Annotated in this window: 27 protein-coding genes; 24 read left to right on the top strand and 3 right to left on the bottom strand. The window is 52.3% G+C overall.

Annotated features, from left to right (window positions below; translation table 11 throughout):
* The first annotated feature begins 86 nt into the window (after positions 1-86).
* From mutL to glnA, 13 genes are all read left to right on the top strand, one after another.
* Positions 87-2,192: a DNA mismatch repair endonuclease MutL gene (mutL, locus tag MKY86_RS16490; protein WP_076079360.1), complete on the top strand. Its 2,106-nt coding sequence runs from the start codon at positions 87-89 to the stop codon at positions 2,190-2,192.
* Between the two features lie 41 nt (positions 2,193-2,233).
* Positions 2,234-3,013 carry a class I SAM-dependent methyltransferase gene (locus MKY86_RS16485; RefSeq protein WP_076079359.1) on the top strand — a complete coding sequence of 260 codons (780 nt, stop codon included), beginning with the start codon at positions 2,234-2,236 and terminating at the stop codon, positions 3,011-3,013.
* Positions 3,003-3,983, top strand: a complete 981-nt coding sequence (gene miaA, locus MKY86_RS16480; RefSeq protein WP_076079358.1) for a tRNA (adenosine(37)-N6)-dimethylallyltransferase MiaA — start codon at positions 3,003-3,005, stop codon at positions 3,981-3,983. Before MKY86_RS16485 ends, miaA begins: the two co-directional genes overlap by 11 nt.
* Before the next feature lie 19 nt (positions 3,984-4,002).
* Entirely contained in the window at positions 4,003-4,242 is a 240-nt protein-coding gene (gene hfq / locus MKY86_RS16475) for an RNA chaperone Hfq (RefSeq protein ID WP_036695479.1), read from the top strand.
* A 139-nt stretch (positions 4,243-4,381) separates the two neighbouring features.
* Positions 4,382-7,033 carry a transglycosylase domain-containing protein gene (locus MKY86_RS16470; RefSeq protein ID WP_076079357.1) on the top strand — a complete coding sequence of 884 codons (2,652 nt, stop codon included), beginning with the start codon at positions 4,382-4,384 and terminating at the stop codon, positions 7,031-7,033.
* A 158-nt stretch (positions 7,034-7,191) separates the two neighbouring features.
* Positions 7,192-7,746 carry a DUF402 domain-containing protein gene (locus tag MKY86_RS16465; protein ID WP_076079356.1) on the top strand — a complete coding sequence of 185 codons (555 nt, stop codon included), beginning with the start codon at positions 7,192-7,194 and terminating at the stop codon, positions 7,744-7,746.
* Positions 7,747-7,749: 3 nt separating this feature from the next.
* Positions 7,750-8,406, top strand: coding sequence for a YdcF family protein (locus MKY86_RS16460; RefSeq protein WP_076079355.1), 657 nt, complete (start codon positions 7,750-7,752; stop codon positions 8,404-8,406).
* A 90-nt stretch (positions 8,407-8,496) separates the two neighbouring features.
* A complete protein-coding gene (locus MKY86_RS16455; RefSeq protein ID WP_076079354.1) occupies positions 8,497-9,471 on the top strand; it encodes an AAA family ATPase in 975 nt (324 codons plus the stop codon).
* Between the two features lie 32 nt (positions 9,472-9,503).
* Positions 9,504-10,793 (top strand): GTPase HflX, encoded by a 1,290-nt coding sequence (gene hflX, locus MKY86_RS16450; protein ID WP_076079353.1) that lies wholly within the window; start codon positions 9,504-9,506, stop codon positions 10,791-10,793.
* A 202-nt stretch (positions 10,794-10,995) separates the two neighbouring features.
* The gene (locus MKY86_RS16445; RefSeq protein ID WP_076079352.1) at positions 10,996-12,249 is read left to right on the top strand and encodes a methionine gamma-lyase family protein; all 1,254 of its coding nucleotides are present in this window, start codon (positions 10,996-10,998) and stop codon (positions 12,247-12,249) included.
* Between the two features lie 28 nt (positions 12,250-12,277).
* Positions 12,278-12,811, top strand: coding sequence for an AAA family ATPase (locus tag MKY86_RS16440; protein ID WP_076079351.1), 534 nt, complete (start codon positions 12,278-12,280; stop codon positions 12,809-12,811).
* Between the two features lie 276 nt (positions 12,812-13,087).
* Positions 13,088-13,498, top strand: a complete 411-nt coding sequence (locus tag MKY86_RS16435) for a MerR family transcriptional regulator (protein ID WP_019910684.1) — start codon at positions 13,088-13,090, stop codon at positions 13,496-13,498.
* Positions 13,499-13,527: 29 nt separating this feature from the next.
* Positions 13,528-14,856 carry a type I glutamate--ammonia ligase gene (glnA, locus tag MKY86_RS16430; protein ID WP_036724635.1) on the top strand — a complete coding sequence of 443 codons (1,329 nt, stop codon included), beginning with the start codon at positions 13,528-13,530 and terminating at the stop codon, positions 14,854-14,856.
* Between the two features lie 325 nt (positions 14,857-15,181).
* Here glnA and MKY86_RS16425 read toward each other — a convergent pair whose 3' ends face one another.
* On the bottom strand, positions 15,182-15,769 hold the full coding sequence (locus MKY86_RS16425) for a GNAT family N-acetyltransferase (RefSeq protein WP_076079350.1): 588 nt from the start codon (positions 15,767-15,769) through the stop codon (positions 15,182-15,184).
* A 682-nt stretch (positions 15,770-16,451) separates the two neighbouring features.
* Between MKY86_RS16425 and MKY86_RS16420 the strand changes: the two genes are divergently transcribed.
* The 4 genes from MKY86_RS16420 (at position 16,452) to MKY86_RS16405 (ending at position 17,742) form a co-directional block, all read left to right on the top strand.
* Complete coding sequence (locus tag MKY86_RS16420; protein ID WP_076079349.1) at positions 16,452-16,721, top strand: hypothetical protein; 270 nt, start codon at positions 16,452-16,454, stop codon at positions 16,719-16,721.
* Between the two features lie 15 nt (positions 16,722-16,736).
* A complete protein-coding gene (locus MKY86_RS16415; protein ID WP_076079348.1) occupies positions 16,737-17,096 on the top strand; it encodes a hypothetical protein in 360 nt (119 codons plus the stop codon).
* Between the two features lie 91 nt (positions 17,097-17,187).
* On the top strand, positions 17,188-17,409 hold the full coding sequence (locus MKY86_RS16410; protein ID WP_036695469.1) for a hypothetical protein: 222 nt from the start codon (positions 17,188-17,190) through the stop codon (positions 17,407-17,409).
* Positions 17,410-17,523: 114 nt separating this feature from the next.
* Complete coding sequence (locus MKY86_RS16405) at positions 17,524-17,742, top strand: hypothetical protein (RefSeq protein WP_036726416.1); 219 nt, start codon at positions 17,524-17,526, stop codon at positions 17,740-17,742.
* A 79-nt stretch (positions 17,743-17,821) separates the two neighbouring features.
* Here MKY86_RS16405 and MKY86_RS16400 read toward each other — a convergent pair whose 3' ends face one another.
* Positions 17,822-18,160, bottom strand: coding sequence for a L,D-transpeptidase (locus tag MKY86_RS16400; protein ID WP_076079347.1), 339 nt, complete (start codon positions 18,158-18,160; stop codon positions 17,822-17,824).
* A gap of 188 nt (positions 18,161-18,348) precedes the next feature.
* On the bottom strand, positions 18,349-18,975 hold the full coding sequence (gene lexA / locus MKY86_RS16395) for a transcriptional repressor LexA (RefSeq protein WP_036695466.1): 627 nt from the start codon (positions 18,973-18,975) through the stop codon (positions 18,349-18,351).
* A 197-nt stretch (positions 18,976-19,172) separates the two neighbouring features.
* Here lexA and MKY86_RS16390 point away from each other — a divergent pair, with 197 nt between their 5' ends.
* The 7 genes from MKY86_RS16390 to rnz all read left to right on the top strand — a co-directional run bounded on the left by MKY86_RS16390 (position 19,173) and on the right by rnz (position 26,626).
* Entirely contained in the window at positions 19,173-19,589 is a 417-nt protein-coding gene (locus tag MKY86_RS16390; RefSeq protein WP_076079346.1) for a LysM peptidoglycan-binding domain-containing protein, read from the top strand.
* 109 nt (positions 19,590-19,698) lie between these two features.
* Positions 19,699-19,908 carry a DUF896 domain-containing protein gene (locus MKY86_RS16385; RefSeq protein WP_036695465.1) on the top strand — a complete coding sequence of 70 codons (210 nt, stop codon included), beginning with the start codon at positions 19,699-19,701 and terminating at the stop codon, positions 19,906-19,908.
* Between the two features lie 47 nt (positions 19,909-19,955).
* Positions 19,956-20,483 carry a hypothetical protein gene (locus MKY86_RS16380; RefSeq protein WP_036726420.1) on the top strand — a complete coding sequence of 176 codons (528 nt, stop codon included), beginning with the start codon at positions 19,956-19,958 and terminating at the stop codon, positions 20,481-20,483.
* Between the two features lie 35 nt (positions 20,484-20,518).
* Positions 20,519-21,304, top strand: coding sequence for an HAD family hydrolase (locus MKY86_RS16375; RefSeq protein ID WP_076079345.1), 786 nt, complete (start codon positions 20,519-20,521; stop codon positions 21,302-21,304).
* A 217-nt stretch (positions 21,305-21,521) separates the two neighbouring features.
* Complete coding sequence (locus MKY86_RS16370; RefSeq protein WP_076079370.1) at positions 21,522-21,944, top strand: FixH family protein; 423 nt, start codon at positions 21,522-21,524, stop codon at positions 21,942-21,944.
* A 169-nt stretch (positions 21,945-22,113) separates the two neighbouring features.
* Positions 22,114-25,491 (top strand): methionine synthase, encoded by a 3,378-nt coding sequence (gene metH / locus MKY86_RS16365; RefSeq protein WP_445669934.1) that lies wholly within the window; start codon positions 22,114-22,116, stop codon positions 25,489-25,491.
* A gap of 184 nt (positions 25,492-25,675) precedes the next feature.
* Complete coding sequence (rnz, locus tag MKY86_RS16360) at positions 25,676-26,626, top strand: ribonuclease Z (protein ID WP_076079343.1); 951 nt, start codon at positions 25,676-25,678, stop codon at positions 26,624-26,626.
* The last annotated feature ends 178 nt before the right edge of the window (positions 26,627-26,804 follow it).

Genomic DNA, 26,804 nt, shown 5'->3' with positions numbered 1-26,804 from the left:
CCGGATAAGGCTTTTACAGTCCGTTTTTTACAGTTCGTTAATGTTCAATATTATCTATAAAATAAATACATGCGGGGTGAACGAATATGGCTAAAATTCATGTGCTGGATGAGCATATTGCCAACCAGATTGCTGCCGGGGAGGTAGTCGAGCGTCCTGCTTCTGTGGTGAAGGAGCTGGTCGAGAACGCGATCGATGCGGGCAGCACCCGTATTGAAGTCTCTGTGGAAGAGGGGGGACTGCAGAGCATCCGGGTGAAGGATAACGGCTCGGGTATCGAACCGGAGGATTGCGAGACCGCCTTCTACCGCCATGCCACGAGCAAAATTGCGAGCGGCCGTGATCTCTTCCTGATCACCAGCCTCGGCTTCCGTGGAGAAGCGCTGGCGAGTATCGCAGCGGTATCGAAGCTGACGCTGCTGACCGCAAGCGGAGACGACGGGAAGGGACGGGTGCTGGACATCGAGGGCGGAAGGCTCATCCGTAATGAAGATGCAGCTTCCGGCAAGGGCAGCGATCTCACCGTACGGGAGTTATTCTATAATACGCCTGCCCGCCTGAAGTATATGAAGAGCATCCAGACCGAGCTGGGCCATATCTCGGATGCCATGTACCGGATGGCCTTGGCCCATCCGGATATCTCCTTCACCCTGCAACATAACAGCAATCAATTGCTGCATACGCTGGGCAATGGAGACCTGCTGCAGGTAATTGCCGCTGTGTATGGCACCTCAGCCGCCAAGGCTATGCTCCCGGTGTCGGCGGAAGATCCGGACTTCCGGATCTCCGGCTATATCAGCCGTCCCGAGTGGACACGCTCGAACCGCAATGCGGTGACGACGCTGGTCGGGGGACGTTACATCCGCAGCAACGGGCTGAACGCGGCCATCATGCGCGCTTACCATACGCTGCTGCCGATTAACCGTTATCCGCTGCTGGTCCTGAAGCTGGAGATGCACCCGTCGCTGGTGGATGTCAACGTGCATCCGGCCAAGCTTGAAGTACGCTTCAGCAAGGAACCCGAGCTGTACGGATTCATAGAGCAGCAGCTCCGCTCGCTGCTGATGGGCCAGAGCCTGATTCCGCGCCCCACCAAGGAGATCATCGGCGGCAAGAACAGCAGCTCATTCATTCAGGAGCAATTCGCCTTCTCCAAAGGCGCAGCTCCGGGCAATATCCAGCAAGGTACGGAAGCGGGCGGTGCGGACAAGTCAGCAGATCCGCGCAGCTACGGCCAGGGAATGCCTGGCGGTGCTGGCGTCGCAGCGGGCAACCAGCTGCCTTCCAGCGGAGGGAGCGGCGCTCCGTTCTCCGGCAGCGCTGGTCCATTAACGGACGCTGCCGCTCCAGCCGCAGAAGGCCCTTATACGGCTGCCCAAGCACCCGGGAATACCCGGCCTTATAGCGGCAGCAATGCACAGGAGCAGCAGCAGGCCAGAGAGACGGCCGCTGCATACAGCGGCGGGAACGCCGCCCAGGGTTCATACCGCCAGCCGTCCTCCGGTCCCCGCGAAAGCTACCGCCCAGAGGCAGCTATGGCTGGCCGGGGGCAACAGCAGGCGGCCGGGGAGCTATACGCTCCTGTGGAGCAGATCGGCTCCGGTCTTCCGCAGTTTCCCGAGCTGAATTATATCGGCCAGCATCACGGAACCTATATTATCGCCCAGAATGACAGCGGACTGTACCTGATTGACCAGCACGCTGCGCATGAGCGGGTGAATTATGAATTTTATTATGAGAAATTCGGCAAGCCTGAAGATGCCTCACAGGAGCTTTTGCTGCCGATTACGCTGGAGTTCACGCCTTCGGAGAGCAGGCAGCTTAGCGAACGGCTGCATTGGTTCGAGCAGGCGGGGGTCGTGCTTGAGCATTTTGGCGGACAGACCTTCCTGGTACGTTCTCTGCCATACTGGTTCCCGGAAGGGGACGAAAAGGCGGTAATTGAAGAGATGGCAGAGTGGGTGCTGAGCGAAAGGTCGATTGACCTCGCCAAGCTGCGCGAGAAATCCTCCATTCTCTGCTCCTGCAAGGCTTCGATCAAAGCCAACCAGAAGCTTACAGAGCTGGAAGTGGAATCGCTCCTCAGCAGGCTCGCGGCCTGCCGTCAGCCTTATACCTGCCCGCATGGACGCCCGATCGTTGTGTCGTTCTCGGCCTATGATCTGGAGAAGCTGTTTAAGCGCGTTATGTAGTGGCTATATTGTACATTTATAGAGTGCAGAACGGAGGCAACATGATTATAACGACGGGCTTTGACCCGATACCGCAAGTGGTGGCCCGGGCCCGGGAGCTTGCGGACCGCACAGGCTGTGCCTATGCTCCGAGAGCGAAATTCTCGATGGGCAAGCTGGTGGAGCATTACGGGGACGAACAGATTCTGGTGGTTCTGCAGGAGGCCGTCCGGCTGATTACGCCGGGAATGCCGCCGATGGAATTCCATCCCAGCATGGGGTTTGTCCGCGCCAAAAGAATCTTAAGAGGCGAGCCGGACCCTATGATTGATGCCGCAGGCATGCTCCCCGGCGACAGCGTGCTGGACTGCACGGCCGGACTCGGAGCGGATTCGCTGCTGTTCGCAGTCACCGGAGGGGAGACCTCCAAGGTGACGGCACTGGAGAGCTCGCTGCCATTGTATGCTCTCCTGCTGGAAGGGATGAGCGGGTATGTCTCTGGCCAGGTGAAGGTGAACGAAGCGCTGCGCCGTATTGATGTGCAGCACGGGGACCATCTGGAATATTTGCGGGCCCAGCCCGACAAGAGCATCGACATCGTATACTTCGATCCGATGTTCCGGGTGCCGCTGACGGATTCGGCGGCGATCTCGCCGCTGCGGCAATTCGCCAATCCGGCTGCATTGTCAGCTGATAGCGTGGCTGAGGCAACGAGGGTTGCGCGCAAGACTGTGCTGCTGAAGGAGAAGGCGCTGAGCGGAGAGTTCACCCGGCTGGGCTTCAAGGAGCTGCTGCGGGCCAATGCCAAAACATCGTACGGGGTGATTACCATTGACAACTAAGAAGAAACGCAAAGTGCTTGTACTGCTGGGTCCGACAGCGGTCGGCAAGACCAGACTGAGTCTGGAGCTGGCCGAGGCTCACGGAGCCGAGATCATCTCCGGGGATTCGATGCAGGTCTACCGCGGGATGGATATCGGTACGGCCAAGATCACGCCTGCCGAGATGAAGGGCATTCCCCATCATCTGATTGATATTCATGATCCGCAGGATGCCTATTCCACGGCTGAATTCCAGGAGCAGGGAGCACGGCTGATTGAGGAGATCAGTGCGCGAGGCAAGCTGCCTTTTATTGTGGGCGGAACTGGACTGTATATTGAATCGTTATGCTACGGCTTCCGCTTCTCCGAAGCGGTGGCTGACGAGGCTTTCCGCGAGCAGCAGGAGGCCTACGCCGAGGAGCATGGGGCTGATGCCCTGCATGCCCGTCTGGCAGCGGTAGACCCGGCCAGCGCGGAGCGGCTGCATCCCAATGACCGCAGGCGGATCATCCGCGCGCTGGAGATTTTTCACCAGACGAACGTCCCGTTATCCGACTCGCTGGCCGGCCAGAATAAGGAGTCTCCATATGATTTATGCCTGATCGGTTTGACAATGGACCGGAAAATACTATATAAACGTATTGAAGAGCGAATCGATCAGATGCTGGCGGAGGGCCTCGTGCCTGAGGTGCAGCGGCTGCTGGATCAAGGCTACGGCAGGAGTCTTGTGTCTATGCAGGGTCTGGGCTATAAGGAAATTGCCGCCTACCTGGAGGGGGAGATGACGCTTGAGGAAGCCGTGGTGCTGCTGAAGCGTGATACCCGCCGGTTTGCCAAGCGTCAGTTGTCATGGTTTCGCCACATGAAGGAGATTCAGTGGATTGACGTCCTGGAGAGCCAAAACTTTTCTGAGAATTTTGCAAAATTAAATGGTATAATAGCAGGAAAGTTTCTTACAGGTCTTGAATATACTTCTGAACAATCTAATTGAACCATTGGGGGTACGTCATATGAACAAGTCCATTAATATTCAAGATACGTTCTTGAACCAGCTGCGCAAAGAGAATATCCCTGCTACAGTATATTTGACCAACGGCTTTCAAATCCGGGGAATTATCAAAGCGTTCGACAACTTCACCATTGTCATCGACAGTGACGGGCGCCAGCAGATGGTGTACAAGCATGCGATCTCCACATTTACGCCGCAGCGGAGCGTATCACTGATGCAGGACAACAATAACGAGAATTAAGATTTTACCGTCTTGAAGCGAAACCTTTTTGTTTATAAATCGTTTGAATAGAGAGTGCGAGAGAGCAACCTGCGAAGGTTGTTCTTTTCATTCGTGAACATCATTTACGTTTTTTCCGTTAAGGGAGTCAGGAGGCAGCATGTCCAGAGACCAGTTAACCCGGAGCGGCGGCAACAGAAACAGAGGAAGTCAGCCGCCAAGCTCCCAAGGGAAGCCGAAGAAAAAAAAGAAAAGATTCTTAACCAAAAAACGTGTGCTGTGGAGTTTGTTTTTTTCAATTGCGCTAGCTATTTTTTGTGCGCTGGGCGGTTATTTGTTCATCATGCTGAACGGGCAGAAGCTGCTGGATGAGAACAGGGACAAGCTGACGATCAATCCGCCGACACAGATTTTTGACCGGAACCGGAACCTGATCGGCGAGCTGTCATTGGAGAAAAGCGATCCGGTGGAATATGAGGATCTTCCCCAGATGCTGGTTAAAGCATTCGTAGCCACCGAGGATAAACGATTCTTCGAGCATAACGGGGTGGACCTCTGGTCCATCGGACGCGCGGCCGTTAAGGATATTGCGGCCCGCAGTATGGTAGAAGGCGGGAGTACAATTACCCAGCAGCTGGCGAAGAACATCTTTCTGAACCGCGACAAGACCTTCTTCCGTAAGGCGACCGAGGTGTCGATTGCCGTTGCACTGGAGAAGCAAGAATCCAAAGAGAGTATTATCACGATGTATTTGAACCGGATTCCGTTCGGCGGAACCACTTATGGGATTAAGGCCGCTTCCATCCGTTATTTCGGGGAAAGTGATCTGAATAAACTTGAGCTTTGGGAAATAGCCACTCTGGCTGCAATGCCCAAAGGGCCGTCCCGCTATAATCCGTTGCGTAACCCTGAGCTGTCGAAGGAACGCCGGGGCGTAGTGCTTCAACTCATGTATGAGCAGAAGCTTATTACCAAGGAGCAGATGGACGAGGCGAAGGCTGTGGATTATAACTACAAGCCGCCTGAGAAGAAGCAGCGCTACCAGGCATTCATTGATTATGCGATTGGTGAGGCTGAGGACAAATTCGGGCTGACCGAGGATGATCTCAACATCGGCGGGTATAAGATTTACACAACTATGGATAAGCATGCCCAGGAGACGATTGAGGATGCTTTTGCCGACAGTGATAACTTCGAGAAAAGTGTGGACGATGAGCTGGTACAAGGCTCGATGACCATTGTGAATCAGGAGAACGGCAGCGTTGTAGCCTTGATGGGCGGACGTAATTATGAGAAAAAAGGCTACAGCCGGATCGACGGCAGCCGCCGCTCACCGGGCTCTGCCTTCAAGCCCCTGGTATCCTATGCACCGGCACTGGAATCCGGCAAATTCACAAATGATTCCATGCTGAGCAATGAGAAGCAGTGCTTCGGCAAATATTGTCCGAACAATCTGCACGGATACTCGAAGTCGATCAGTATGAGCGATGCGCTGACGAAGTCGGAGAATATTCCGGCGGTCTGGCTGCTGAATGAGATCGGCGTGAATACCGGCTTCCAGTTCGCCAAGAAGCTGGGCATCAACCTGAAGGATGAAGACAAGAACCTGTCGCTCGCCCTGGGCGGGATGAGTGAGGGAACGAACACGATGGAGATGGCCCAGGCCTACAGTGCCTTTGCTAACGGGGGAGAACTGCGGGAGGCATACTCGATCAAGTCTATAGCTGACGCTGATGACAAGACCGTCTACAAGGCGAACACCAAGGCAGACCGTGTGATGAGTGAACAGACGGCCTATCAGATGACAGAGATGATGCAGCGTGTTGTACAGGACGGTACAGGTAAAAAAGCGAAAATTAACCGTCCGGTAGCCGGTAAGACCGGTACAACACAAAGCGGATATAAGGGCATCAGCTCGAACCGTGATGTCTGGTTCGTCGGCTATACGCCGGAATGGACGGCAGCGGTATGGATGGGCTACGACAAGCCGAGCAAGACCCATCTGCTGAAGAACAGCAGTCCGCTGGCCGCTGCCTTCTGGGGCAAGGTCATGGAGAAGGCGCTCGAAGGTGTACCTGCCAAACAGTTCCCGGTACCGAAGGGCGCTGCTCCAGAGGTAGAGGCTACGCCGACGCCTGAAGCGGTATCGGCGGTAACGGGCTTCCAGGCTGCGTATGATCCATCCACGATGACGGTCAATATGAGCTGGAATCCTGCTGCGGCCAGCGGGGTAGAGTACCGTATATACCGCCGCGAGACGTCAGAGGCGGAATTCACTTCGCTCATGAATACCATGGCATCTAATATAGGGGACATCAGTGCGATGCCGGGACTGTCTTACGAGTATTATGTTACCGCGTATTATCAGGAACTAGATCAGGAGAGCGAGCCTTCTGAGACTATAACGGTGTCCGTTCAGGATGAGCTTCAGACCCCTGAGCCGGAGATGACGCCTGACCCGAATCTGCCTACGGATAGCCCCGATAACGGCGGCGATTCCGGAACTGGAGAGAACGGCGGCAATCCGCCAGACAATGGACCTGGGAATAACGGATCAGGTAATAATGGTCCAGGCAATCACGGTCCAGGTAATAACGGCAATGGTCAAGGCGGGGATAACGGCAGCGGAGCCGCCACATCCCCGCCTGAGATAACACCGCCGCCTGCGCCTGCCACGACAGAGCCGTTACCGACACCGGAGGCGACAACCGGTACGGTTGATCCCGGAATCATCCCTGACCCGAATGCCGGAACCGATCCGGCAAGTGATCCGGGCAGCGGTTTTGTCGAAGGACCCGGCAATGTGCATTAGACTGACTTGAAGTCAAATTCATAGCATGAACGATTACCCTGACAGCTCCGGGAGCTCTGCGCGATGCAGAATTGCCGGATGTCGGGGTTTTCTTGTTTTGAGTGTCTCTGCAAAATGTGTTAAGCTGAATGCACCATTATCAGAAGAGGGTTATTCATATGAAACGTAAATTCGGAGACCGGGCCAACTGGCGCAGGATTACCCGCCGCCATTTTGCCTGCCGCTATGTGGAGACCCGGGAGTTCAGCGGTTATATCACACTCTACACTATATACGGGCTGAAGGAGCCGCTATGGAAGAGTTACGGCAGGCATACATACCGCATTGCGGACAAGGGATATTCATGGCTGCAGTATTTTCCCAAGGACAGCCACTATATTGTGACGGCCATGTTTGATGAACGGCAAAATATTGTGCAGTGGTACATTGATACCTGCAAGGTCCAGGGTGTGACCGATCAAGGGGTTCCCTGGTTCGACGATCTGTATCTGGATGTTGTCGTACTGTGGAATGGTGAAGTGTTTTTGCTGGATGAGGATGAGCTGGAGGAAGCGCTGGAGCGGGAAGATATCACGGACAGTGATTACCAGTTAGCCTGGTCAACAGCCAATGCAATACTGCGTGCGATAGACGCTCATGCCTTTCCGTATTTCTCCCTTTCACTGAAGCATCGTGCCGAATTGTTTCATCACGGAGAATTTAGGAGGAAGTAGATCATGGATTGGTATGTCTATCATCGGGGTTCATCCCCGATCCGTAAAGTGTCGCGCAAGCGCCATCACCGTACAAAGCGGGTGCTGGCGGTTTCGCTGCTGGTACTGATTGTGGCCGGATTCATCTGGTGCGGAGTAGCTTTTAACAGAATTAACAGTGCAGCAACCACCTCGCCCATGGTGAAGGCGGACGCCGGAGTTATTCTGGGGATGTCGATGTGGGGGGATGAACCGAGTCCCGGGCTGAAGGAACGGCTGGATTATGCGCTTGAGCTGTACAAGTCTGGTGCATTCAGCCATTTTGTTGTCTCTGGAGGGCTGGATCAGCCGGAGTATAAGTACACAGAAGCCGAAGGCATGCAGAGGTATCTGGTTGCCCATGGAGTACCGGATAAGGTGATCTATCTGGAGGACCAGTCTACCAGCACTTACGAGAACCTGCTCTTCAGCAAGACAGTCATGCAGCAGGAGGGCTTGTCTTCAGCCGTCGTGATTACCCATGATTTCCATGGCCGCCGCGCCTTGGAAATTGCGCATAAGCTGGGGTACAAGAACCCGGAGCTTGGCGTCACAGAGTCTAAAGTGATGTCGATGCTTAAGTATAAGTCCCGCGAGATTCTGGCCTACACCAAATGGAAGTTGCAGGAGCTGTCGCTGTAAATCTGCTAATTTCCAAAACTGCTAATAACGCCTTTTATACTGGAATAGACTGGTTAGAGCAAGTCAGACCTGTATAATGAGGTGAACTAGGTGAACGGACATGTAGCGGCGGCAAGCAGCGGACGGGAAGAACGCAGACCGTCCAGGCAGATTAACATTGTGCTGAATAATCAGGCTCCGGCCCCGGTGTCCGGCTTGCCGGCTGATAGCGCAGGCGGCACGGCAGCTCCCAAGCCCGGCAGCCATAGCGGACTGTTCCAGGAGCTGAGCCGGGAGCTGGATGCACTTGTAGGTCTGGATAACATCAAAGAGCTGGTCTTCGAGATCTATGCCCTGCTGCAGGTGGCCCAGATGCGCAGTGAAGCCGGACTTGCCACCGGAGGCCAGGCCTACCATATGGTATTCAAGGGCAATCCGGGGACTGGCAAAACCACGGTTGCACGGATTGTGGCGAAGCTGTTCCAGCGGATGGGTGTGCTCAGCAAAGGGCATCTGATTGAAGTAGAGCGCGCAGATCTGGTAGGCGAATATATCGGACATACTGCCCAGAAGACGCGGGATCTGGTGAAAAAAGCGCTCGGCGGTATTCTCTTCATCGATGAAGCTTACAGTCTGGCCCGCGGCGGAGACAAGGATTTCGGCAAGGAGGCCATCGACACTTTAGTGAAATCGATGGAGGACCACCGCAGCCAGTTTGTCCTGATTCTGGCCGGGTATTCCGGCGAGATAGACTATTTTCTGATGAGCAATCCGGGTCTGCCCTCGCGGTTTCCGATCCAGGTTGAATTTCCCGATTATACCATCGACCAGCTGCTGCAGATTGCCGAGCTGATGGCCAAGGACCGTGATTATATTTTGATGCCGCAGGCCATACTCAGACTCAAGCAGCATTTGCTTATGGAGAAGACAGAGAGTCTGCATGCTTTCAGCAATGCAAGGTATGTACGCAACAGTATTGAGAAGGCGGTACGCGCACAGGCTGTGCGGCTCTTGAACCAGTATGAGAGTACAAGTCCGGGCAAGCAGGAGCTGATGACGCTGCGGACCGAGGATTTAAAAGGATAGTCCAGGAAGAATAGATGAGGAGCATGGAATGAATGGCAACTACAACACATGACACAGAGACAGAAGTGCAGGACCGGGCGATTCTTGTCAGTCTGGTAACTGACAAGATCAAACGCACCGGGATCGACCCTGAGCTCTCGCTCCAGGAGCTTGTACAATTAGCAGAGACCGCCGGGGTAGAGGTGCTGGATGTATTACGGCAGAATAAGGAGACCCCGGATTCAAGATGGTTTATCGGTAAAGGTAAGGTGGAAGAGCTTCGGATGGCCGCTGACGGGCTTGGCGCGAATACCGCGATCTTCGATCAGGAGCTGTCCGGGGCGCAGGTGCGTAATCTGGAAGAGGCGCTAGATCTCAAAATCATTGACCGTACACAGCTGATTCTCGATATCTTCGCCGGACGCGCGAAGACCCGGGAAGGGATCATCCAGGTAGAGCTGGCCCAGCTGTCTTATCTGCTGCCGCGTCTGTCCGGGCAAGGCAAGAATCTGTCGCGTCAGGGAGGCGGAATTGGTACGAGAGGTCCCGGAGAGAGCAAGCTGGAGACGGACCGCCGGCATATCCGTGACCGGATTACCGAGCTGAAGCGCCAGCTGGATGAGGTGGTCAAGACCCGTGAGCTGCACCGTGAACACCGCCGCAAGAGCGGTGCGGTTCAGGTGGCACTGGTAGGCTATACCAACGCGGGCAAATCCACGCTGCTGAAGCAGCTGACCGATGCCGATGTGTACATCGAGAACCAATTGTTCGCTACCCTTGACCCGACCTCGCGTGTGCTTCAGCTTCCGGGCAGCAAGGAGGTCGTGCTTACGGACACCGTCGGCTTCATTCAGAATCTGCCGCATGATCTAGTAGCCTCCTTCCGCGCTACGCTGGAGGAAGTCAATGAAGCCAATCTGGTGCTGCATGTGGTAGATTCCTCTTCTCTGATGCGTGAGGAGCAGATGGAGGTCGTTCAGAGTATTCTGCAGGATCTGGGCGCGGCAGGCAAGCCGCAGATCGTATTGTTCAACAAAATCGATCTGTGTCAGCCGGAGCAGCTGGAGATGCTCCCTACCGGTGAGGGCTTCCTGAAGATCAGTGCTTTTAATGAGGAGGACCTCTCACGGATCACGGAGATCATCAGCGATCAGCTGGCCGGGGATACTCTGATCTTCCGCATTCCCGGTGACCGCGGGGATCTGTCCTCTCTGCTCTATCGGGTGGGCGAGGTGCTTGAACAGGATTATGACGGAAGCGATGTACTCTATAACGTGCGACTGAATAAAGAGGACTACGATAAATGGAGCTACAAGCTGGCTGAATTCGTGGAGCCGCAATAATGGCTTATCTGACCCGCTGGGAGTTGGCATGAACCGCTAAGATAGGAAGCATTCATAGCCCGCATAGCAACAGTCTGCTTCGGATATTGATCCAGGCAGGCTTTGTTGTGCGGGTTTTCCAGGAATCGATGCCTATCAGGCTGTACATCACTTGCGGAAGCGGGGCATCATTATACAGAATGTTAGGAGAGATGAAGGGGACATGGCAGGATTTGCAGAGGATTTATTACAAGCGGCGGAAGCTGCAGAGCTAGAAATCGAAGGTGCGGTCAAGGCGCTGGACCGGATTGTGGATCATAATCAGTGGAAGGTGATCGAAGCCTTCCAGCGTCAGCATGTGAGTGATTTTCACTTCGCAGGTTCTACCGGTTATGCCTACAATGACCGGGGGCGTGAGGTGCTGGATCTGGTCTATGCTGAAGTATTCGGTGCGGAAGCTGCGCTAGTCCGGCCGCATTTCGCTTCAGGAACTCATACCATATCTACCGCTCTGTTCGGTGTGCTGCGGCCCGGAGATGAGCTTCTGTACATTACAGGGCGCCCCTATGATACGCTGCACAAGGTGGTGGGGAAGCCAGGAGACGGGACAGGCTCTCTGGCGGATTTCGGCATCGGCTACCGGGAGACAGCGCTGACAGAAGAGGGTAAGGTTGACTGGGAGGAGGTCGCCTTAGCAATAAATGACAAGACTAAGGTCATCGGAATCCAGCGTTCGCGCGGCTATGACTGGCGTTCTTCCTTCACGGTCGCTGAGATTGGCGAGATGGCAGCACGGGTAAAAGCCATTAAGCCGGATGTGATCGTATTCGTGGATAACTGTTATGGAGAATTCACAGAGACGCTGGAGCCGCCGCAGGTTGGCGCTGATCTGGTCGCCGGTTCGCTGATCAAGAATCCCGGCGGCGGAATCGCCGAGACTGGCGGTTATATCTGCGGCCGTGCAGAGCTGGTGGAGCTGGCGGCCTACCGTCTGACTGCCCCTGGAATCGGCGGTGAGGTAGGAGCGATGCTCGGCACGACGCGCGGCCTGTATCAAGGCCTGTTCATGGCCCCGCATACGGTGGGACAGGCTGTGAAGGGAAGTATCTTCGCAGCGGCGGTATTCCAGCGCTGCGGCTTCACCACCAAGCCTGCCTGGCATGAGCCGCGTACGGATCTGATTCAGGCGGTGGCTTTTGACGGACCCGAGCATCTGATTGCCTTCGTACAAGGTATCCAGCGCGCAGCAGCGGTAGACAGCCACGTCGTGCCTGAGCCTTGGGACATGCCGGGATATGAGCATCCAGTCATCATGGCTGCCGGGACCTTCATCCAGGGCGGAAGCCTGGAGCTGTCAGCCGACGCGCCCATCCGCGCACCGTATATCGGGTACATGCAAGGCGGATTAACCTATTCTCATGTCAAATACGGGGTATTAATGGCTCTTCAGAGCATGAGGGAGCGCAAGCTGCTGTAGTTCTCGAACACATAGGAGGCAGAGGCCGATGTACGAAGCAGAAGCAATCGAGGGATTGTTGCAGAAAAGGAGTGCGGACAAGGCTCCACTAGTCGTCATGATGTGCGGAGTAGCGGGTTCGGGCAAAACGACTTTTGCGCTTAAGCTGGAGCATGAGGGGTTCGTCCGGCTGTCCATCGATGAGGATATCTGGAGTACATATGGCCGCTACGGGATAGATTATCCTGAGGAGGAGTACGAATCCTTGAAGGAACAGTCGGAACGCAAGCTGCGCAAAGAGCTGGTGCAGCTGGTTCAGGCGAAGCGTCATGTGGTGGTGGATTTCAGCTTCTGGCAGCGGCAGCGCCGGGATGATTACAAACAGCTGATCGGGGAGTATGGCGGGAAATGGGCTGTGATCTTCCTCAAGGTACAGCCTGAAGAGCTACGGCGGCGGCTCCTGTTAAGAAGCGAGCGGATGGATGCCAATGCGGCATTCACCATTACCGAGGAGATTCTGACCCGTTTCCTGAACGGATTCGAGACTCCGGCTGGAGAAGGGGAATGGGTCGTTGAAGCGTGACATGCCATGAAACATGTACAGTAAGCCTTTAAGGCCCCCGCAAAGCACCTATTTCGTCATCGGAACTAAAGCCCTGTTATGTGGGCGGATTTTGCCTGCGGATTGCTCTTTGTGATATACTTCGGGGAACCAAATCCCATGCATCGGACACTTTGATCTGTTAATCTCACAATGGGTGAAAGAAATCTTGTGAGAAAAACTCACATACCATTGACACGCCATATAAGGAAATGTACAATGAGATGAGAAAAAGATCATTGGAAGGTTGGATGAGTCATGGGTGATGAAATCCGCAGAAATATGGCATTATTTCCGATTGGAATCGTAATGAAGTTAACAGATCTATCCGCCAGACAAATTCGTTATTATGAGCAGCACAGCCTGATCGTACCTGCGCGTACCTCCGGCAACCAGCGTTTGTTCTCTTTTAATGATGTGGAACGTCTGCTTGAGATCAAGGCGTTGATTGAGAAGGGTGTTAATATTGCCGGCATTAAGCAGGTGATGAATCCTGTCTCGAAGGAATCTGAAGAAGCTACGGTTATTACCCCTGACACAGAGGTGAGACGTAGAGAGTTGTCTGATTCGCAGCTTCACCGTCTGCTGAAGCAGGAGCTGGTTTCCGGTAAAAGACCGGGACAAGTGTCTCTGATCCAAGGTGAGCTATCCCGGTTTTTTAATAAATAATATAGAGCTGTTGAAAGGGAGAGGGTAACGTGAGCTTTACTAAAGAGGATATTCTGCGCATTTCCAAGGACGAGAACGTCCGGTTTATTCGCCTGCAATTCACCGATTTGCTGGGAACGATCAAGAATGTTGAGATTCCGGTAAGCCAGCTTGAAAAAGCACTCGACAATAAAATGATGTTCGATGGCTCGTCCATCGAAGGTTATGTGCGGATTGAAGAATCCGATATGTATCTGTATCCGGACCTGAGCACCTGGGTTATCTTCCCTTGGGTGACTGACAGCCGTGTGGCACGTCTGATTTGTGATGTGTACATGCCGGATGGCACACCGTTTGCCGGAGACCCGCGTGGTATCCTCAAGCGTTGTCTGCAGGAAGCGGAAGAAATGGGCTTTACAGCTATGAATGTTGGACCGGAGCCGGAATTCTTCCTGTTCAGAACAGACGAGAAGGGCAATCCGACAACCGAGCTGAATGACCAGGGTGGATATTTCGATCTGGCGCCAATGGATCTTGGGGAGAACTGCCGCCGCGAAATCGTATTGACACTGGAAGAGATGGGCTTTGAAATTGAAGCCTCCCACCACGAAGTGGCTTCCGGCCAGCATGAAATTGACTTCAAATATGCCGATGCCATCAAGGCAGCGGATCAGATTCAGACCTTCAAGCTTGTCGTGAAGACGGTAGCCCGCCATCACGGCCTGCATGCAACCTTTATGCCTAAGCCGCTGTTCGGTATGAACGGATCTGGTATGCACGCTCACCAATCCCTGTTCAAAGGCAAAGAGAATATGTTCTACGATGAGAGCGATAAGCTGGGCCTTAGCAAGACTGCCCGTTATTACATGGCCGGGATTCTGAAGCACGCACGTGCTTTTGCAGCGATCACTAACCCGACTGTCAACTCTTACAAACGTCTGGTGCCTGGTTATGAAGCACCTTGCTATGTAGCCTGGTCTGCAAGTAACCGTAGCCCGATGATCCGTATTCCGGCTTCGAGAGGACTCAGCACACGCGTTGAGGTTCGTAACCCGGACCCGGCGGCTAACCCTTACCTTGCACTCGCTGTTATGCTGAAGGCAGGTCTGGATGGAATCAAGCGTCAGCTTGATCTTCCGGCTCCTATCGACCGTAACATCTATGTGATGTCCGAAGAAGAGCGGATCGAAGAAGGCATCCCAAGTCTGCCAGCCGATCTGAAGGAAGCCCTGAACGAAATGATCCGCAGCCACGTGATCACAGAAGCCCTCGGCGAACACGCCCTGGCCCACTTCTACGAGCTGAAGGAAATCGAATGGGACATCTACCGCACCCAGGTCCACGAGTGGGAAAGAGATCAGTACATGACGCTTTACTAGGATACAGCAGCCCTTGGCGCTATTCGCGCCGGGGGCTTTTTATATTTTTTAGAGAGTATGATTTACATCTGTCCGGGGATCTAGTGCTCTTACGTATGTGGGATTCAAGATGTATACAAAAAACCGAACACAATTGGCGGCCGCGAAGGGTTAGTTAGATTGTGGTGAAGACATACCCAAAAAGCAGGCTTCCTAAAGCTAGCACAACAGTCATGCCAAGGAGCACTCTAATATAAAAAACCAACAGCTTTCTTTTACCGAGAAATAAATCCCGGACTGCTGTTGGTATATGGAACTGAACGTCTCTGATTAGGTTAATGCATGATTATATATTTTGGTGTTGCTCATGAAGAAGATCCCTATATTCATTCTTTGTTAAACCAAACAACATAGAATCATGATATTTACCATTGATATAGAAAATTTGACGTCGGACTCCTTCTTGAACGCATCCTACTTTTCTAAGCATAGCAGCCGATGCCTTATTTCCGTCCAGAACATAATCATTAAATTTATTAAGTCTACGCTCGAAAAATGCATATTTTAAAAGCATGTGCACTGCCCTGGTACCGTAACCCTTACCTCGATAGGCATGATCAATTACAATACCTATGCTGAAAGTACCATTCCTCTCGTCAATGCTGTTTAGATTAATACCACCTACCGTTTCACCGTTCATATTTTCAATAGTAAACATGATTCGGCCATTAGTGGACGAAAATTCAACGTTCTCTTCAACGAATTTCTTCGCACCCGAGATTGTAGGCGGCAATTCAATAGTACATTCCAGAAAACGACGGGCAGGGGTATCGAATGCAGTTAAATATATACTTTCCCAATCCTCAGCCTCTATTGAACGCAATCTAATTTCATCATCTTGCCAATAATAGTTTGTATAATCTATATTTCGCATAAGTACACCTCCAAATAATATCACGATTCTATAAGTTTATCTCATGAAATATATATTTTGGAGGTGCTTTTTGATTATAAGTGATCTTAACATGATGACATTACTTAGATGGTGTAGTTCTAAGATTATTGTTCAAAGTCAAACGGGGGGCGGAAGATCTGCTACATTAGTATATAAGTTATTCCGAAGTATGTTTATAAAAAAAGGCGCCTACTCCCACCAAACGTAGTATGTGCCTAGTGGCCTGTAAGTTGGTTAATCGTAGCGAGGATCTCTGGCGAATATTCGGTGATCAGAACGCCTTGGATGAGCGGCATTGCCTTAAGCGAAAATCCATTCAACGTTTCCTCCCAGGTTTAATAGATTATTCTTCGAGAGGAATCGGGGGCCGGATGATATACCATAGCAATCCATAAGCTAATCCAAAGTAAAGGAGTATACCCAGTATGGATAGGGACAGAAGAATGAGGATAACCTTATTTCCGTTCATACATTTACCTCCTAAATAAAAAAACTCTCCCGATTTTTAGTGCGGGGGAGAGACTGAAGATGAAGACTGAGCAAAACCCTTACAACATAATATAAAGGAATTATAACTCCAGATCAATTCATTTTACATACTATTCCATCTCCTATATACTTAACCAGAAGAGAATTCTAGTGGCAGACATGGGAGCGGATGATGAAGAATACATATAAGATTATGCTTTCGCTGATGCTCATCCTGGCGCTAACATGTCCGGTGGCTGGGGCGGAAGGAGTGGCTGTGCCAGCGGAGACCCAAACTAGGCTTATGGAGCAATATGGGCTGGATGCGCCGGCTCTGCCGGTGTGGGATTGGAGCAGTGTTGATGTCGGGGCCAGTGGAATTACAGGTGGGATGCTGTTCTTGTACCGGATGATGTTGAATCCGCTGGGGGTCTTGCTGCAAGAGATAATATATATTCTGTAGTTGAGGGGGAAAAGAATGAATTCGCGTTATGATACGCCAAGTCCTGCACGCAGAGTCCGCAGGAGATCGGGCGGTAAGTCGTTACTGGTTCTTATCCTTGTTCTGATTGTGATGGCGGTTACGAATCCGGGAAAGGAAGCATTCAGTGAATATTCTGTAAAGAATCTGGAAAATACGCTCGGTCAGGAAATAGGCGACGGAATTACCAAGCAGGTGGCCCAGCCTTTAATTGAGTCTTTGACCGTGAGGGATAACTACATTTTGTTTTCTGTATTCAGTGTACCGGACCTTAAGAATACCAATTTTTTTACCCGGGATGGCGGGGCCACGAAGAAGTATATCGGATTGTTCAAAATCCTGTTTATTAAGCTGTAAATATGGTTTACATATTGTTCCATGACCCGGTATAATTGAATAGATTCGAGACGGAATCTTTAATATGGTTGTGGAACAAGGAGGAACGAAGTTGAATACGGCTTATAAAGTACTGTCCAGTGATGCTGATCTATTCGCTGCCGCACTGGCACAGGTACAGGTCTACGTCGTTCAGCTGGTTGATGGCAAACCGCATGTGATTGCTGATTATGCCGGACCTGTACAGAAATGGACACCGGAGTACATTGTGCTGGCCGGAATGACTTATAGACGCGATGAATTTGAATTCCGGGTACGATTGAACAAGAAGTAAGCAGATTCGCTGCCCACTACCTGCAGCTCTAACTAACATTACTGCCGAATCACACAATCTTTGGAGCCATTCTTGGCATCTCTTATACTATCCAAGTGTAAAAGAGGTGTAAAGATGAGCCAAAGAGAACGTAACCGGATTCGCAGAGCCATTAATGTCCTGCTGACACAGCGGGCAATCCTGCTGGAGAGACTGGAAGAAATCAATGAGAATCTGCGCAGGGTGCCTAGAGGTTCGCGGGCCAGAAGAGAACTGCTGGCAGCCAGAGAATCGATCCGCGAGGCCATCCGTTTGAATACGGTGGCTATCCGTCTGTTGAGAAGTGTGCTGTAGTCTGTATCCGCTCTAATTTATATGAGTCACAGGAACCCTTGGGACGCAATCTGGCGTCTCAAGGGTTTTTGCGACGTTCCTATTCCCGGATGGTGACACGGGTACCTATGGGAACGAGGGCGGCTAGAGCCAGAACATCTGCGTTATACATACGAATACAGCCGTGTGAGACCATGTGGCCGATGGAGGATGGGTCATTGGTTCCGTGGATGCCGTAATGCGGCTTGGACAGTCCCATCCAGAAGGCACCGAACGGACCGCCCGGATTGGGCTGTTTGTTAATGATGGTGTATTCGCCTACAGGCGAGACGGTTAACATTTTGCCGATGCCGACAGGGAAGCCTCTGGTGACAACGTCATTATCCAGCAGGTACAGCATGCGCTGTGACAGATCGACGATAATTCGGTAATTGGGCATACAGATCAGCACTCCTTTGTAACAGGATATGTGCGGAGCTATGCAGCGGTTCGCAGAAAAAATGGCCAAAAAGCCGAATGCGAACAAATGTTTGTATACAGCTTTTTGGCCACTACACGAAGTAAAATGAACATAAAACAGGCTGCTTCGCATGGTGCGGAGCAGCCTGTTGTTAAGCGGGGAGTAGATTAGTGGATATCGCGGAATAATCCGATGACCCGGCCCAAAATCGTAACGCGGTTAAGGCGGAGAGGCTCGTACGCCGGATTCTCCGGCTGCAGCCTGATATGATCCCGTTCCTTGTAGAAGGTCTTGACAGTTGCTTCATCTTCTTCGGTCATCGCTACAACAATATCGCCATTGTCGGCAGTCTGCTGCTGGCGTACGATGACATAATCCCCGTTCATAATTCCGGCATCCACCATACTGTCACCAAGGACAGATAGCATAAATACCTTGTTATCGCCTACGTAGTGAGCAGGTAATGGGAAGTAATCCTCAATATTCTCTGTAGCTGTAATAGGAACACCAGCTGTAACCTTACCCACTACCGGGATGCGGGTAACGGTCTGGACGAATTGATGCACATTCTCTGAATCTTCCTGGCCGAGTAATTCAATGGCACGCGGTTTCGTTGGGTCACGCCGGATCAGGCCCTTCTTCTCAAGCCGGTCCAAGTGACCATGCACGGTGGAGCTGGAGGCCAGTCCGACAGCCTCGCCAATCTCGCGGACGGACGGAGGATAACCCTTGCTGCGGACTTCATTACGTATAAATTCCAGGATCGCCAGCTGACGACTAGAAATCTTTGACATCGGTATCAACCCCATATACTATGTTTGGGAAAATTATAACATAGAACTTCCGTTCGTACAAACATAAGTTCTAAAATGAGGGAAATAAGAGAACGGAAATAAAGAGAACAAATGTTCCGAAAAAACTATTGATCGAAACACATGTTCGTGTTATATTATTTTCGAAAGCAAGAACATGTGTTTGGAGGATGATAATCATGTTAAAGTATAGTACATACAACAGCATCTACAATAATGAGGATATCGAGGTGTCCGCTCCCGGTAATCCAACTGCTCATAGTAATGTAACCAAGATCAAGGACGCGATTCTTCATAGTGTCGCTGCGCTCTCATCACTATTCCGTCAGGTCAGCCTGATGAAGATTCTCCTGGTGCTGATGCTTGTTATTTCGGGATTCACTGTGGTGGGGAATGTTTTTGCCGGTTCGGTCTCGTCGATGAAGCCGGATAAGCGGATTGTAGTCGAACGCGGGGATACCTTATGGAGTATTGCGTTAAGCAACAAGCCTGAGGACATGAAGACAGCCGTATATATAGAAGGAATAATGAAGAGTAATCATTTGGAGAACAGCGTCATTAAGGCCGGAGATATTCTGACTTTACCTGTATATTGAAGGAATGTGTCATGCTAATGATCGACTCGGAGAGCTTTCAGGGGGTAGACCTTGACAAGCTCTTTTTCTCATGGCAAAGTTAAAATGAATTTAGAGGGAGGGAAACGTATTGAATATTGACGAATTGGTCGCACGTATCAATGAATTGGCACGCAAAGCTAAGAACGGCGGCCTGAATGAAGAGGAACTGGCTGAACGTGCCAAGCTCCGCGAGATTTACCTGGGGAATATCCGCACTAACTTTCGGGCCCAGCTTGATACTATCGAAATTGTGGACAATCCGGAGCATGAAGAAGGCAATAACGGACTTAAGCATTAGCCTGTTGCCTTTTCATAGATAATACAGGATGACTAGGGGGAACTTACATGGCCCGTTCTTGGGAAAGAATGGTTCAACGCAACACCAAGCAAATTAACCAGCAAAGAAAGAAGCAGGGGAAGGACTCCATTTACACTTCCAGCACTAAGACTGCCGCGAAAAGCATCGATATTTTCAAAGGCCGCAATATTGTATTCCCCGTTGTACTGATGCTGCTTGGCATCATGTTCTGGGTGGTCGGCTCAATTGACGAAGCCAAAGGAAGCGGGATTCTGGCCAACTGGCTGGGTGTGGTGCTGTACTTCCTGCTTGCTGCGCTGCTGTTCTTCCGCCGTCCGTTCCTTAAGGTTGAGCGTGCGCGTATCTCTACTATTAAATATAACCGCGAACGCTTCCTGGCTGCGGCGGATATTGAGAAGATCACTTTATCGCGCAGTGTAGTTACTATTAAGTATAAGGGTAAGCGCAAGCAGTGGATTTTCTCCAAGCTGATTAACCGATATGACACTGCTGCGATGGGGGAACGCCTGGAGCAGTTCGCCAAGAACAACAACATTGAGGTTGTGCACGAATAGGAAGACAGACCAGCATATAGGGAGTGGAAGAACAAATGCCGATTACCGCCGTACTATTTGACCTTGACGATACTCTGCTGTGGGATGACCGCAGTGTGGAAGAAGCCTTCCGCTATGCTTGTGAGGCTGCTGGAGATTCCGTTGATCCCGGGGAGCTGGAAGCTGCTGTTCGCAGGGAAGCCCGTACACTGTACGAATCCTATGAGACGTATCCGTTCACGAAGCTGATCGGTATTAACCCGTATGAAGCGCTGTGGGCGAACTTCACTGCCGGTGAGCAGCCTGAGTTCCGTCAACTGGAACAGCTTGCCCCTGTCTACCGTAAGGAATCCTGGCGCCGCGGCCTGGCCTCACTCGGGGTAGAGGATGAAGCGCTGGCTGCACAGCTGGCTGACAAGTTCGCCGCAGAGCGCCGCGGCCGTCCCTATATCTATGAGGAGACACTTCAGGTGCTGGACGAGCTGCGCGGTAAGGTGAAGCTGCTGCTGCTGACGAACGGCTGCCCGGCCCTTCAGCAGGAGAAGCTGGATGGTGTGCCGGAGCTTACCCCATATTTTGACCACATTGTGATTTCGGGAAGCTTCGGCAAAGGCAAGCCGGACAAAGGAATCTTCGAGCATGCGCTCGGACTGCTGGATATTACTCCAGAGCAAGGGATAATGGTGGGCGATAAGCTTACGACAGATATTCTTGGGGGCTTGTCTGCCGGACTGACCACGGTCTGGATCAACCGCAACGCGAAAGCTTCGGACCCGGAGATTACGCCGGATTACCAGATCAGCCATCTCTCGGAGCTTCTGCCGCTGGTAGACTCCCTATAATTGAATTCTATGAGGCCAGTATCCTATTTTAGGATATTGGCATTTTTTATAAAGATATGACTATTCTCATGTTCACGAGTGAATCATGCAGCTTCTTTAAGGCAAATTGAATAAAATGTGTATAATAAGAAGAGTAGCGATCTGACTTTCATTGTAATATAGAATGGATATGTTCGTGGATGAAGAAGAATCTACCTATGAACCGGGAGGACTTCAGATGATGAAGCCAAGGATACGCAGGGGACTTATATGCATTATAATGGGGATGACGCTAGCCGGATGCTCGGGGAATAAGGAAGATGAGATGCAGATGCATGCTGCGGCCAATTCCTCCATGTCACCGATTAAGGTGGAGCTGAGCTGGACCCCGGAGGAAGTAACCGCAGGTACGGCAGTTAGCTTCAAGGCTGTGGTGACACAGGACGGTGAACCGGTTGATGATGCGAGAGAAGTAATGTTCGAAGTCAACGAGGCAGCGGATAAGACCCGGAAGGTTGAAATCACGGGTGAAAGTGCTGGAGAAGGGGCTTATGTCGGGGAATATACCTTTGAAGAGGCAGGCGAATTCAATGTCACTTCACATGTGACTGCCCGGACGCAGCATTCCATGCCAAGCAAGAAACTTGTGGTAGCGCCTTAAAAGAAATGAAATCAATGGAAATACAAATAATGCAGGGTGGAAAGGAAGGCTTTCCGAAATCCCTTTATTCTGCTAAAATTACTCTAATGTTTCACTGGGGGGATGGAAAGTGGCTAAATACACACTTGCTGAGAGCTTGCAGCAGCGCATATTGATACTGGATGGAGCTATGGGTACCATGATTCAACAGGTGCCGCTCACCGGTGAGGATTTCGGCGGGGATGACCTGGATGGCTGTAATGAAATGCTGGTCCTGACCCGGCCGGAGGTTATTCAGGACATTCATGAGAAATACCTGGAGGCCGGTGCAGATCTGATTGAGACGAATACCTTCGGTGCCACTTCAGTGGTGCTTGCCGAATATGATATTCAGGACCGTGCCCGGGAGATTAACCTTGCGGCCGCCAGACTTGCACGTAATGCCGCTGATAAATATGATACACCGCAGCGCCCGCGTTATGTTGTAGGAGCTATGGGACCGACCACCAAGACGCTTTCCGTTACCGGTGGAGTCACCTTCAAGGAGCTTATTGACAGCTATGAAGAACAGGCGGTTGCCCTGATCGACGGCAAGGTGGACGCGCTGCTCCTGGAGACATCCCAGGATACCCTGAACGTGAAGGCTGGAAGCATTGGCATCCGTAACGCCTTCGAGAAGAGCGGAATTACGCTGCCGGTGATGATTTCAGGAACGATTGAACCTATGGGAACTACACTTGCCGGTCAGAATATAGAAGCCTTCTATATTTCGCTGGAGCATCTGAAGCCGGTGTCCATCGGACTGAACTGTGCTACCGGACCGGAGTTCATGCGGGATCATATCCGTTCGCTGTCCGCGATCTCTTCAGCGGCCGTCAGCTGTTACCCGAACGCAGGTCTGCCGGATGAGAACGGGAATTATCATGAATCCCCGGATTCTCTGGCCCGTAAGCTGGGCGGCTTCGCTGAGAAGGGCTGGCTGAACATTGCCGGCGGCTGCTGCGGAACGACTCCTGATCATATCCGGGCGATGGCTGAAGTGATGGCGGCTTACCCGCCGCGTAAGCTGGACGGCCAGCATCCTCCGGCCTTATCGGGGATAGAGCCGGTGTACGTGGAGAGTGAGAACCGTCCGTATATGGTCGGTGAACGGACCAATGTCCTCGGTTCCCGGAAGTTCAAGCGTCTAATCGTCGAGGGGAAATATGAGGAAGCTTCGGAGATAGCCCGTGCCCAGGTGAAGAGCGGCGCACAGGTTATTGATGTCTGCGTGCAGGACCCGGACCGGGATGAGACGGAAGATATCATGCGGTTCCTGGAGCTGGTGGTGAAGAAGGTCAAGGTGCCGTTAATGATCGATACGACGGACCCGAAGGTCATTGATCTGGCCTTGCAGTATTGTCAGGGTAAAGCGATCATTAACTCCATTAACCTTGAAGATGGTGAAGAGAAGTTCGAGCTTGTCACGCCACTGATTCATAAATACGGAGCAGCGATTGTAGTTGGCACTATCGATGAGACCGGTCAGGCCATCCTGGCTAAGGACAAACTTGAGGTGGCCAGACGTTCCTACGATCTGCTTGTCAACAAATACGGTCTGGCTCCCGAGGATCTGATCTTCGATACCCTTGTGTTCCCTGTAGGAACCGGGGATGAGCAGTATATCGGCTCCGCGAAGGAGACGATTGACGGCATCCGTCTGATTAAGGAGGCTATGCCTGCTGTTCACACTATTCTCGGTATCAGTAATGTCTCCTTCGGTCTGCCGGAAGCCGGCCGCGAGGTGCTGAACTCGGTATTCCTGTACGAGTGCACCAAGGCCGGTCTGGATTATGCCATTGTGAACACCGAGAAGGTGGAGCGGTACGCATCGATCCCTGAAGAGGAGCGCAAGCTCGCAGAAGAGCTGATCTATAATACGAATGACGATACCTTGTCTGCGTTCGTGGCGGCTTTTCGCGGCAAAAAGGTCGAGAAGAAGGAGAAGATCTCCAATCTCTCCCTGGAGGAGCGCCTAGCTTCCTATGTGGTAGAAGGCACTAAGGAGGGGCTGATCCCGGATCTGGATGAAGCGCTGAAGACCTCGCCTCCGCTGGAGATCATTAATGGACCGCTGATGGCGGGGATGTCTGAGGTCGGACGGCTGTTCAATAACAATGAATTAATCGTGGCAGAGGTGCTCCAGAGTGCGGAGGTCATGAAGGCCTCAGTAAGCCATCTGGAGCAGTTCATGCAGAAGGATGAGACCTCGGTTAAGGGGAGAATCATGCTTGCGACCGTCAAGGGTGATGTGCATGATATCGGTAAAAACCTGGTCGAGATTATTCTCTCCAACAACGGTTATGAGATCGTCAATCTGGGGATCAAGGTTCCGCCAGAGAATATTATTGAAGCCTTCCGCAAGGAAAAGGCTGACGCCATCGGCTTGTCGGGACTGCTGGTGAAGTCGGCGCAGCAGATGGTGCTGACTGCGCAGGATCTGCGGTCCGCCGGGATTGATGTGCCGATTATGGTGGGCGGTGCGGCACTGACCCGCAAATTCACCAAGACCCGAATCCGTCCGGAGTATGACGGGCTCGTCTTATATGCCAAGGATGCCATGGACGGTCTGGATATCGCCAACCGACTGATGAACCCGCTGGAGCGGGTGAAGATTGAGGAGGAAGTCCGCGAGGAGGCTGAGGCTGCCGTAGCTGTCGCTCCGCAAGCGCCGCTTCCCGAACTTACGCGCGCAGTCCGCTCCAAAATCTCGGCAGATGCCCCGGTGTTCATCCCGCCTGATCTGGAGCGTCATGTCCTGCGGAATTATCCGCTGGGACATGTGATTCCTTATGTGAATATGCAGATGCTGCTCGGCCATCATCTCGGTCTGCGCGGCTCTGTAGAGGCGCAATTGGCAGCGCGGGACCCGCGTACGGTAGAATTGAAAGAGACCGTGGACGATATTCTGCATCAGGCGATGCTCGAAGGTACGATCGTCCCGCATGCGATGTACCAGTTCTTCCCGGCCCAGTCACGCGGGAATGACATTCTGATCTATGATCCGCAGGATCAGGCCAAGGTGCTGCATACCTTCACCTTCCCGCGCCAGAATGTGGAGCCGTATCTCTGCCTTGCTGACTTCCTGAAGCCAGTGGAGGGCGGAGTCATGGACTATGTGGGCTTCCTGGTGGTTACTGCGGGCCATGGGGTCCGTGAATTATCGACTGAACTTAAGGATAAGGGTGATTATCTCCGTTCCCATGCTCTGCAGGCAGTCGCTCTTGAGGTCGCAGAAGGTCTGGCTGAACGTGTCCATCATATGATGCGCGATACCTGGGGATTCCCGGACCCGGCAGATATGACTATGAAGCAAAGACATGGCGCACGTTACCAGGGCATCCGTGTATCCTTCGGCTACCCGGCCTGCCCGGATCTGGAGGATCAGGGGCCGTTATTCAAGCTCATGAAGCCTGAGGATATCGGCGTGCAGCTTACCGAGGGCTTCATGATGGAGCCGGAGGCTTCGGTCTCGGCGATGGTCTTTGCCCACCCGGAAGCGCAGTATTTCAATGTGGAGAAGCTCTGAGCCTTCCGCATGCTTACCGGTCAGAAGGGGCTATGCCCCGACTTTTCGGAACCTCCCGTTACCGGGAGGTTTTTTGCTGCAAAAGATGCTTTTGCAGCAAAAACAGAGTAGAATTCTTGTCATAAGAACAGACAAGATCACAAAAAATAAGGAAGACATCAGGGCGAGAGAGAGGAGGGGCATAATGGAAATCTATTTTCTCGGAACGAATGCCGGGGTGCCGACGCTGCAGCGCAATGTGACGTCGGTTGCACTCCGGCTGCTTGAAGAACGGCGAACCTTCTGGATGTTCGACTGCGGGGAAGGGACACAGCATCAGGTTCTGCGCTCGCCGCTGCGGCTGGGCAAGCTGGAGAAGCTATTTATCACCCATCTGCACGGTGATCATCTGTTTGGCCTGCCCGGACTCATCTCCAGCAGGGGCTACCAGGGCGGGACTTCACCGCTTACGGTGTACGGACCTCCCGGGCTCAAGGCATATCTGGACATATCGCTGTCTGTCAGCCAGTCCCGCATTCCTTATAAGCTGGAGATTGTGGAGCACAGCGGCGGGCTGATTTTTGAGGATGAGACCTTCAAGGTGGAAGCAGGACTGCTGGAGCACCGGATTGACAGCTATGGCTACCGGGTTACGGAGAAGGACAGTCCGGGTAACCTGAATACGGAGCTGCTGAAGAGCTATGGACTGAAGCCGGGACCGCTATATGGCCGGTTAAAAAAAGGCGAGGATATCACGACTGATGAAGGCGTGCTGATCCGGGCGGCCGAGGTGATTCATGCACCCAAGCGCGGACGTATCGTAGTTATTCTGGGAGATACCCGGCCTTGTGCGGGCTCACTGCCGCTGGCGCAGGATGCCGATCTGATTATTCATGAGGCGACATTTGCCCATGGCCTAGCAGAAATGGCTCATCAATATCATCACAGCACTGCACAGCAGGCTGCGGAGCTGGCAAGGGATGCAGGCGGGGCTGAGCTGATCTTGACCCACTTCAGCTCGCGTTACACTTCGCAGGAGGAGCTCGCTCCGCTGCTGAAGGAAGCGCAGGAGATCTTCCCGAATACGCTGCTGGCAGAGGAATTCTGCACCTTCCCGGTCTACCGGAGAACCCCGGGAAATGACGCTGCGGACTGAATTATTTTCCGGGAAAGCGCAGGAAATGACAGGGCTATGCCAAAAATAGCCGGGCGCTGCAGGAGTTCGCTAGCGTTCGACGAAGAACGTTAAATTTAAAGTAAAAGCTGAGGATTAAGCGTACGAAGCAGTAGAGAAAATGCCGAAACGAAGCGGCTAAAAATAGCAGGCAGGCGGG

The organism is Paenibacillus sp. FSL R7-0333 (assembly GCF_038000365.1).
Classification (GTDB): domain Bacteria; phylum Bacillota; class Bacilli; order Paenibacillales; family Paenibacillaceae; genus Paenibacillus_AQ; species Paenibacillus_AQ silagei.
The sequence above is the reverse complement of the archived record's forward strand: the minus strand, read 5'-3'. Positions and strand labels throughout refer to the sequence as shown.

What these genes read in the sequence shown, in the direction of transcription:
- mutL (WP_076079360.1), top strand. Translation starts at nt 87, where the DNA reads ATGGCTAAAATTCATGTGCTGGATGAGCATATTGCCAACCAGATTGCT.
- MKY86_RS16485 (WP_076079359.1), top strand. Translation starts at nt 2,234, where the DNA reads ATGATTATAACGACGGGCTTTGACCCGATACCGCAAGTGGTGGCCCGG.
- hfq (WP_036695479.1), top strand. Translation starts at nt 4,003, where the DNA reads ATGAACAAGTCCATTAATATTCAAGATACGTTCTTGAACCAGCTGCGC.
- MKY86_RS16470 (WP_076079357.1), top strand. Translation starts at nt 4,382, where the DNA reads ATGTCCAGAGACCAGTTAACCCGGAGCGGCGGCAACAGAAACAGAGGA.
- MKY86_RS16465 (WP_076079356.1), top strand. Translation starts at nt 7,192, where the DNA reads ATGAAACGTAAATTCGGAGACCGGGCCAACTGGCGCAGGATTACCCGC.
- MKY86_RS16460 (WP_076079355.1), top strand. Translation starts at nt 7,750, where the DNA reads ATGGATTGGTATGTCTATCATCGGGGTTCATCCCCGATCCGTAAAGTG.
- hflX (WP_076079353.1), top strand. Translation starts at nt 9,504, where the DNA reads ATGGCAACTACAACACATGACACAGAGACAGAAGTGCAGGACCGGGCG.
- MKY86_RS16445 (WP_076079352.1), top strand. Translation starts at nt 10,996, where the DNA reads ATGGCAGGATTTGCAGAGGATTTATTACAAGCGGCGGAAGCTGCAGAG.
- MKY86_RS16440 (WP_076079351.1), top strand. Translation starts at nt 12,278, where the DNA reads ATGTACGAAGCAGAAGCAATCGAGGGATTGTTGCAGAAAAGGAGTGCG.
- MKY86_RS16435 (WP_019910684.1), top strand. Translation starts at nt 13,088, where the DNA reads ATGGGTGATGAAATCCGCAGAAATATGGCATTATTTCCGATTGGAATC.
- MKY86_RS16425 (WP_076079350.1), bottom strand. Translation starts at nt 15,769, where the DNA reads ATGCGAAATATAGATTATACAAACTATTATTGGCAAGATGATGAAATT.
- MKY86_RS16420 (WP_076079349.1), top strand. Translation starts at nt 16,452, where the DNA reads ATGAAGAATACATATAAGATTATGCTTTCGCTGATGCTCATCCTGGCG.
- MKY86_RS16415 (WP_076079348.1), top strand. Translation starts at nt 16,737, where the DNA reads ATGAATTCGCGTTATGATACGCCAAGTCCTGCACGCAGAGTCCGCAGG.
- MKY86_RS16405 (WP_036726416.1), top strand. Translation starts at nt 17,524, where the DNA reads ATGAGCCAAAGAGAACGTAACCGGATTCGCAGAGCCATTAATGTCCTG.
- MKY86_RS16400 (WP_076079347.1), bottom strand. Translation starts at nt 18,160, where the DNA reads ATGCCCAATTACCGAATTATCGTCGATCTGTCACAGCGCATGCTGTAC.
- lexA (WP_036695466.1), bottom strand. Translation starts at nt 18,975, where the DNA reads ATGTCAAAGATTTCTAGTCGTCAGCTGGCGATCCTGGAATTTATACGT.
- MKY86_RS16390 (WP_076079346.1), top strand. Translation starts at nt 19,173, where the DNA reads ATGTTAAAGTATAGTACATACAACAGCATCTACAATAATGAGGATATC.
- MKY86_RS16380 (WP_036726420.1), top strand. Translation starts at nt 19,956, where the DNA reads ATGGCCCGTTCTTGGGAAAGAATGGTTCAACGCAACACCAAGCAAATT.
- MKY86_RS16375 (WP_076079345.1), top strand. Translation starts at nt 20,519, where the DNA reads ATGCCGATTACCGCCGTACTATTTGACCTTGACGATACTCTGCTGTGG.
- MKY86_RS16370 (WP_076079370.1), top strand. Translation starts at nt 21,522, where the DNA reads ATGATGAAGCCAAGGATACGCAGGGGACTTATATGCATTATAATGGGG.
- metH (WP_445669934.1), top strand. Translation starts at nt 22,114, where the DNA reads ATGGGTACCATGATTCAACAGGTGCCGCTCACCGGTGAGGATTTCGGC.
- rnz (WP_076079343.1), top strand. Translation starts at nt 25,676, where the DNA reads ATGGAAATCTATTTTCTCGGAACGAATGCCGGGGTGCCGACGCTGCAG.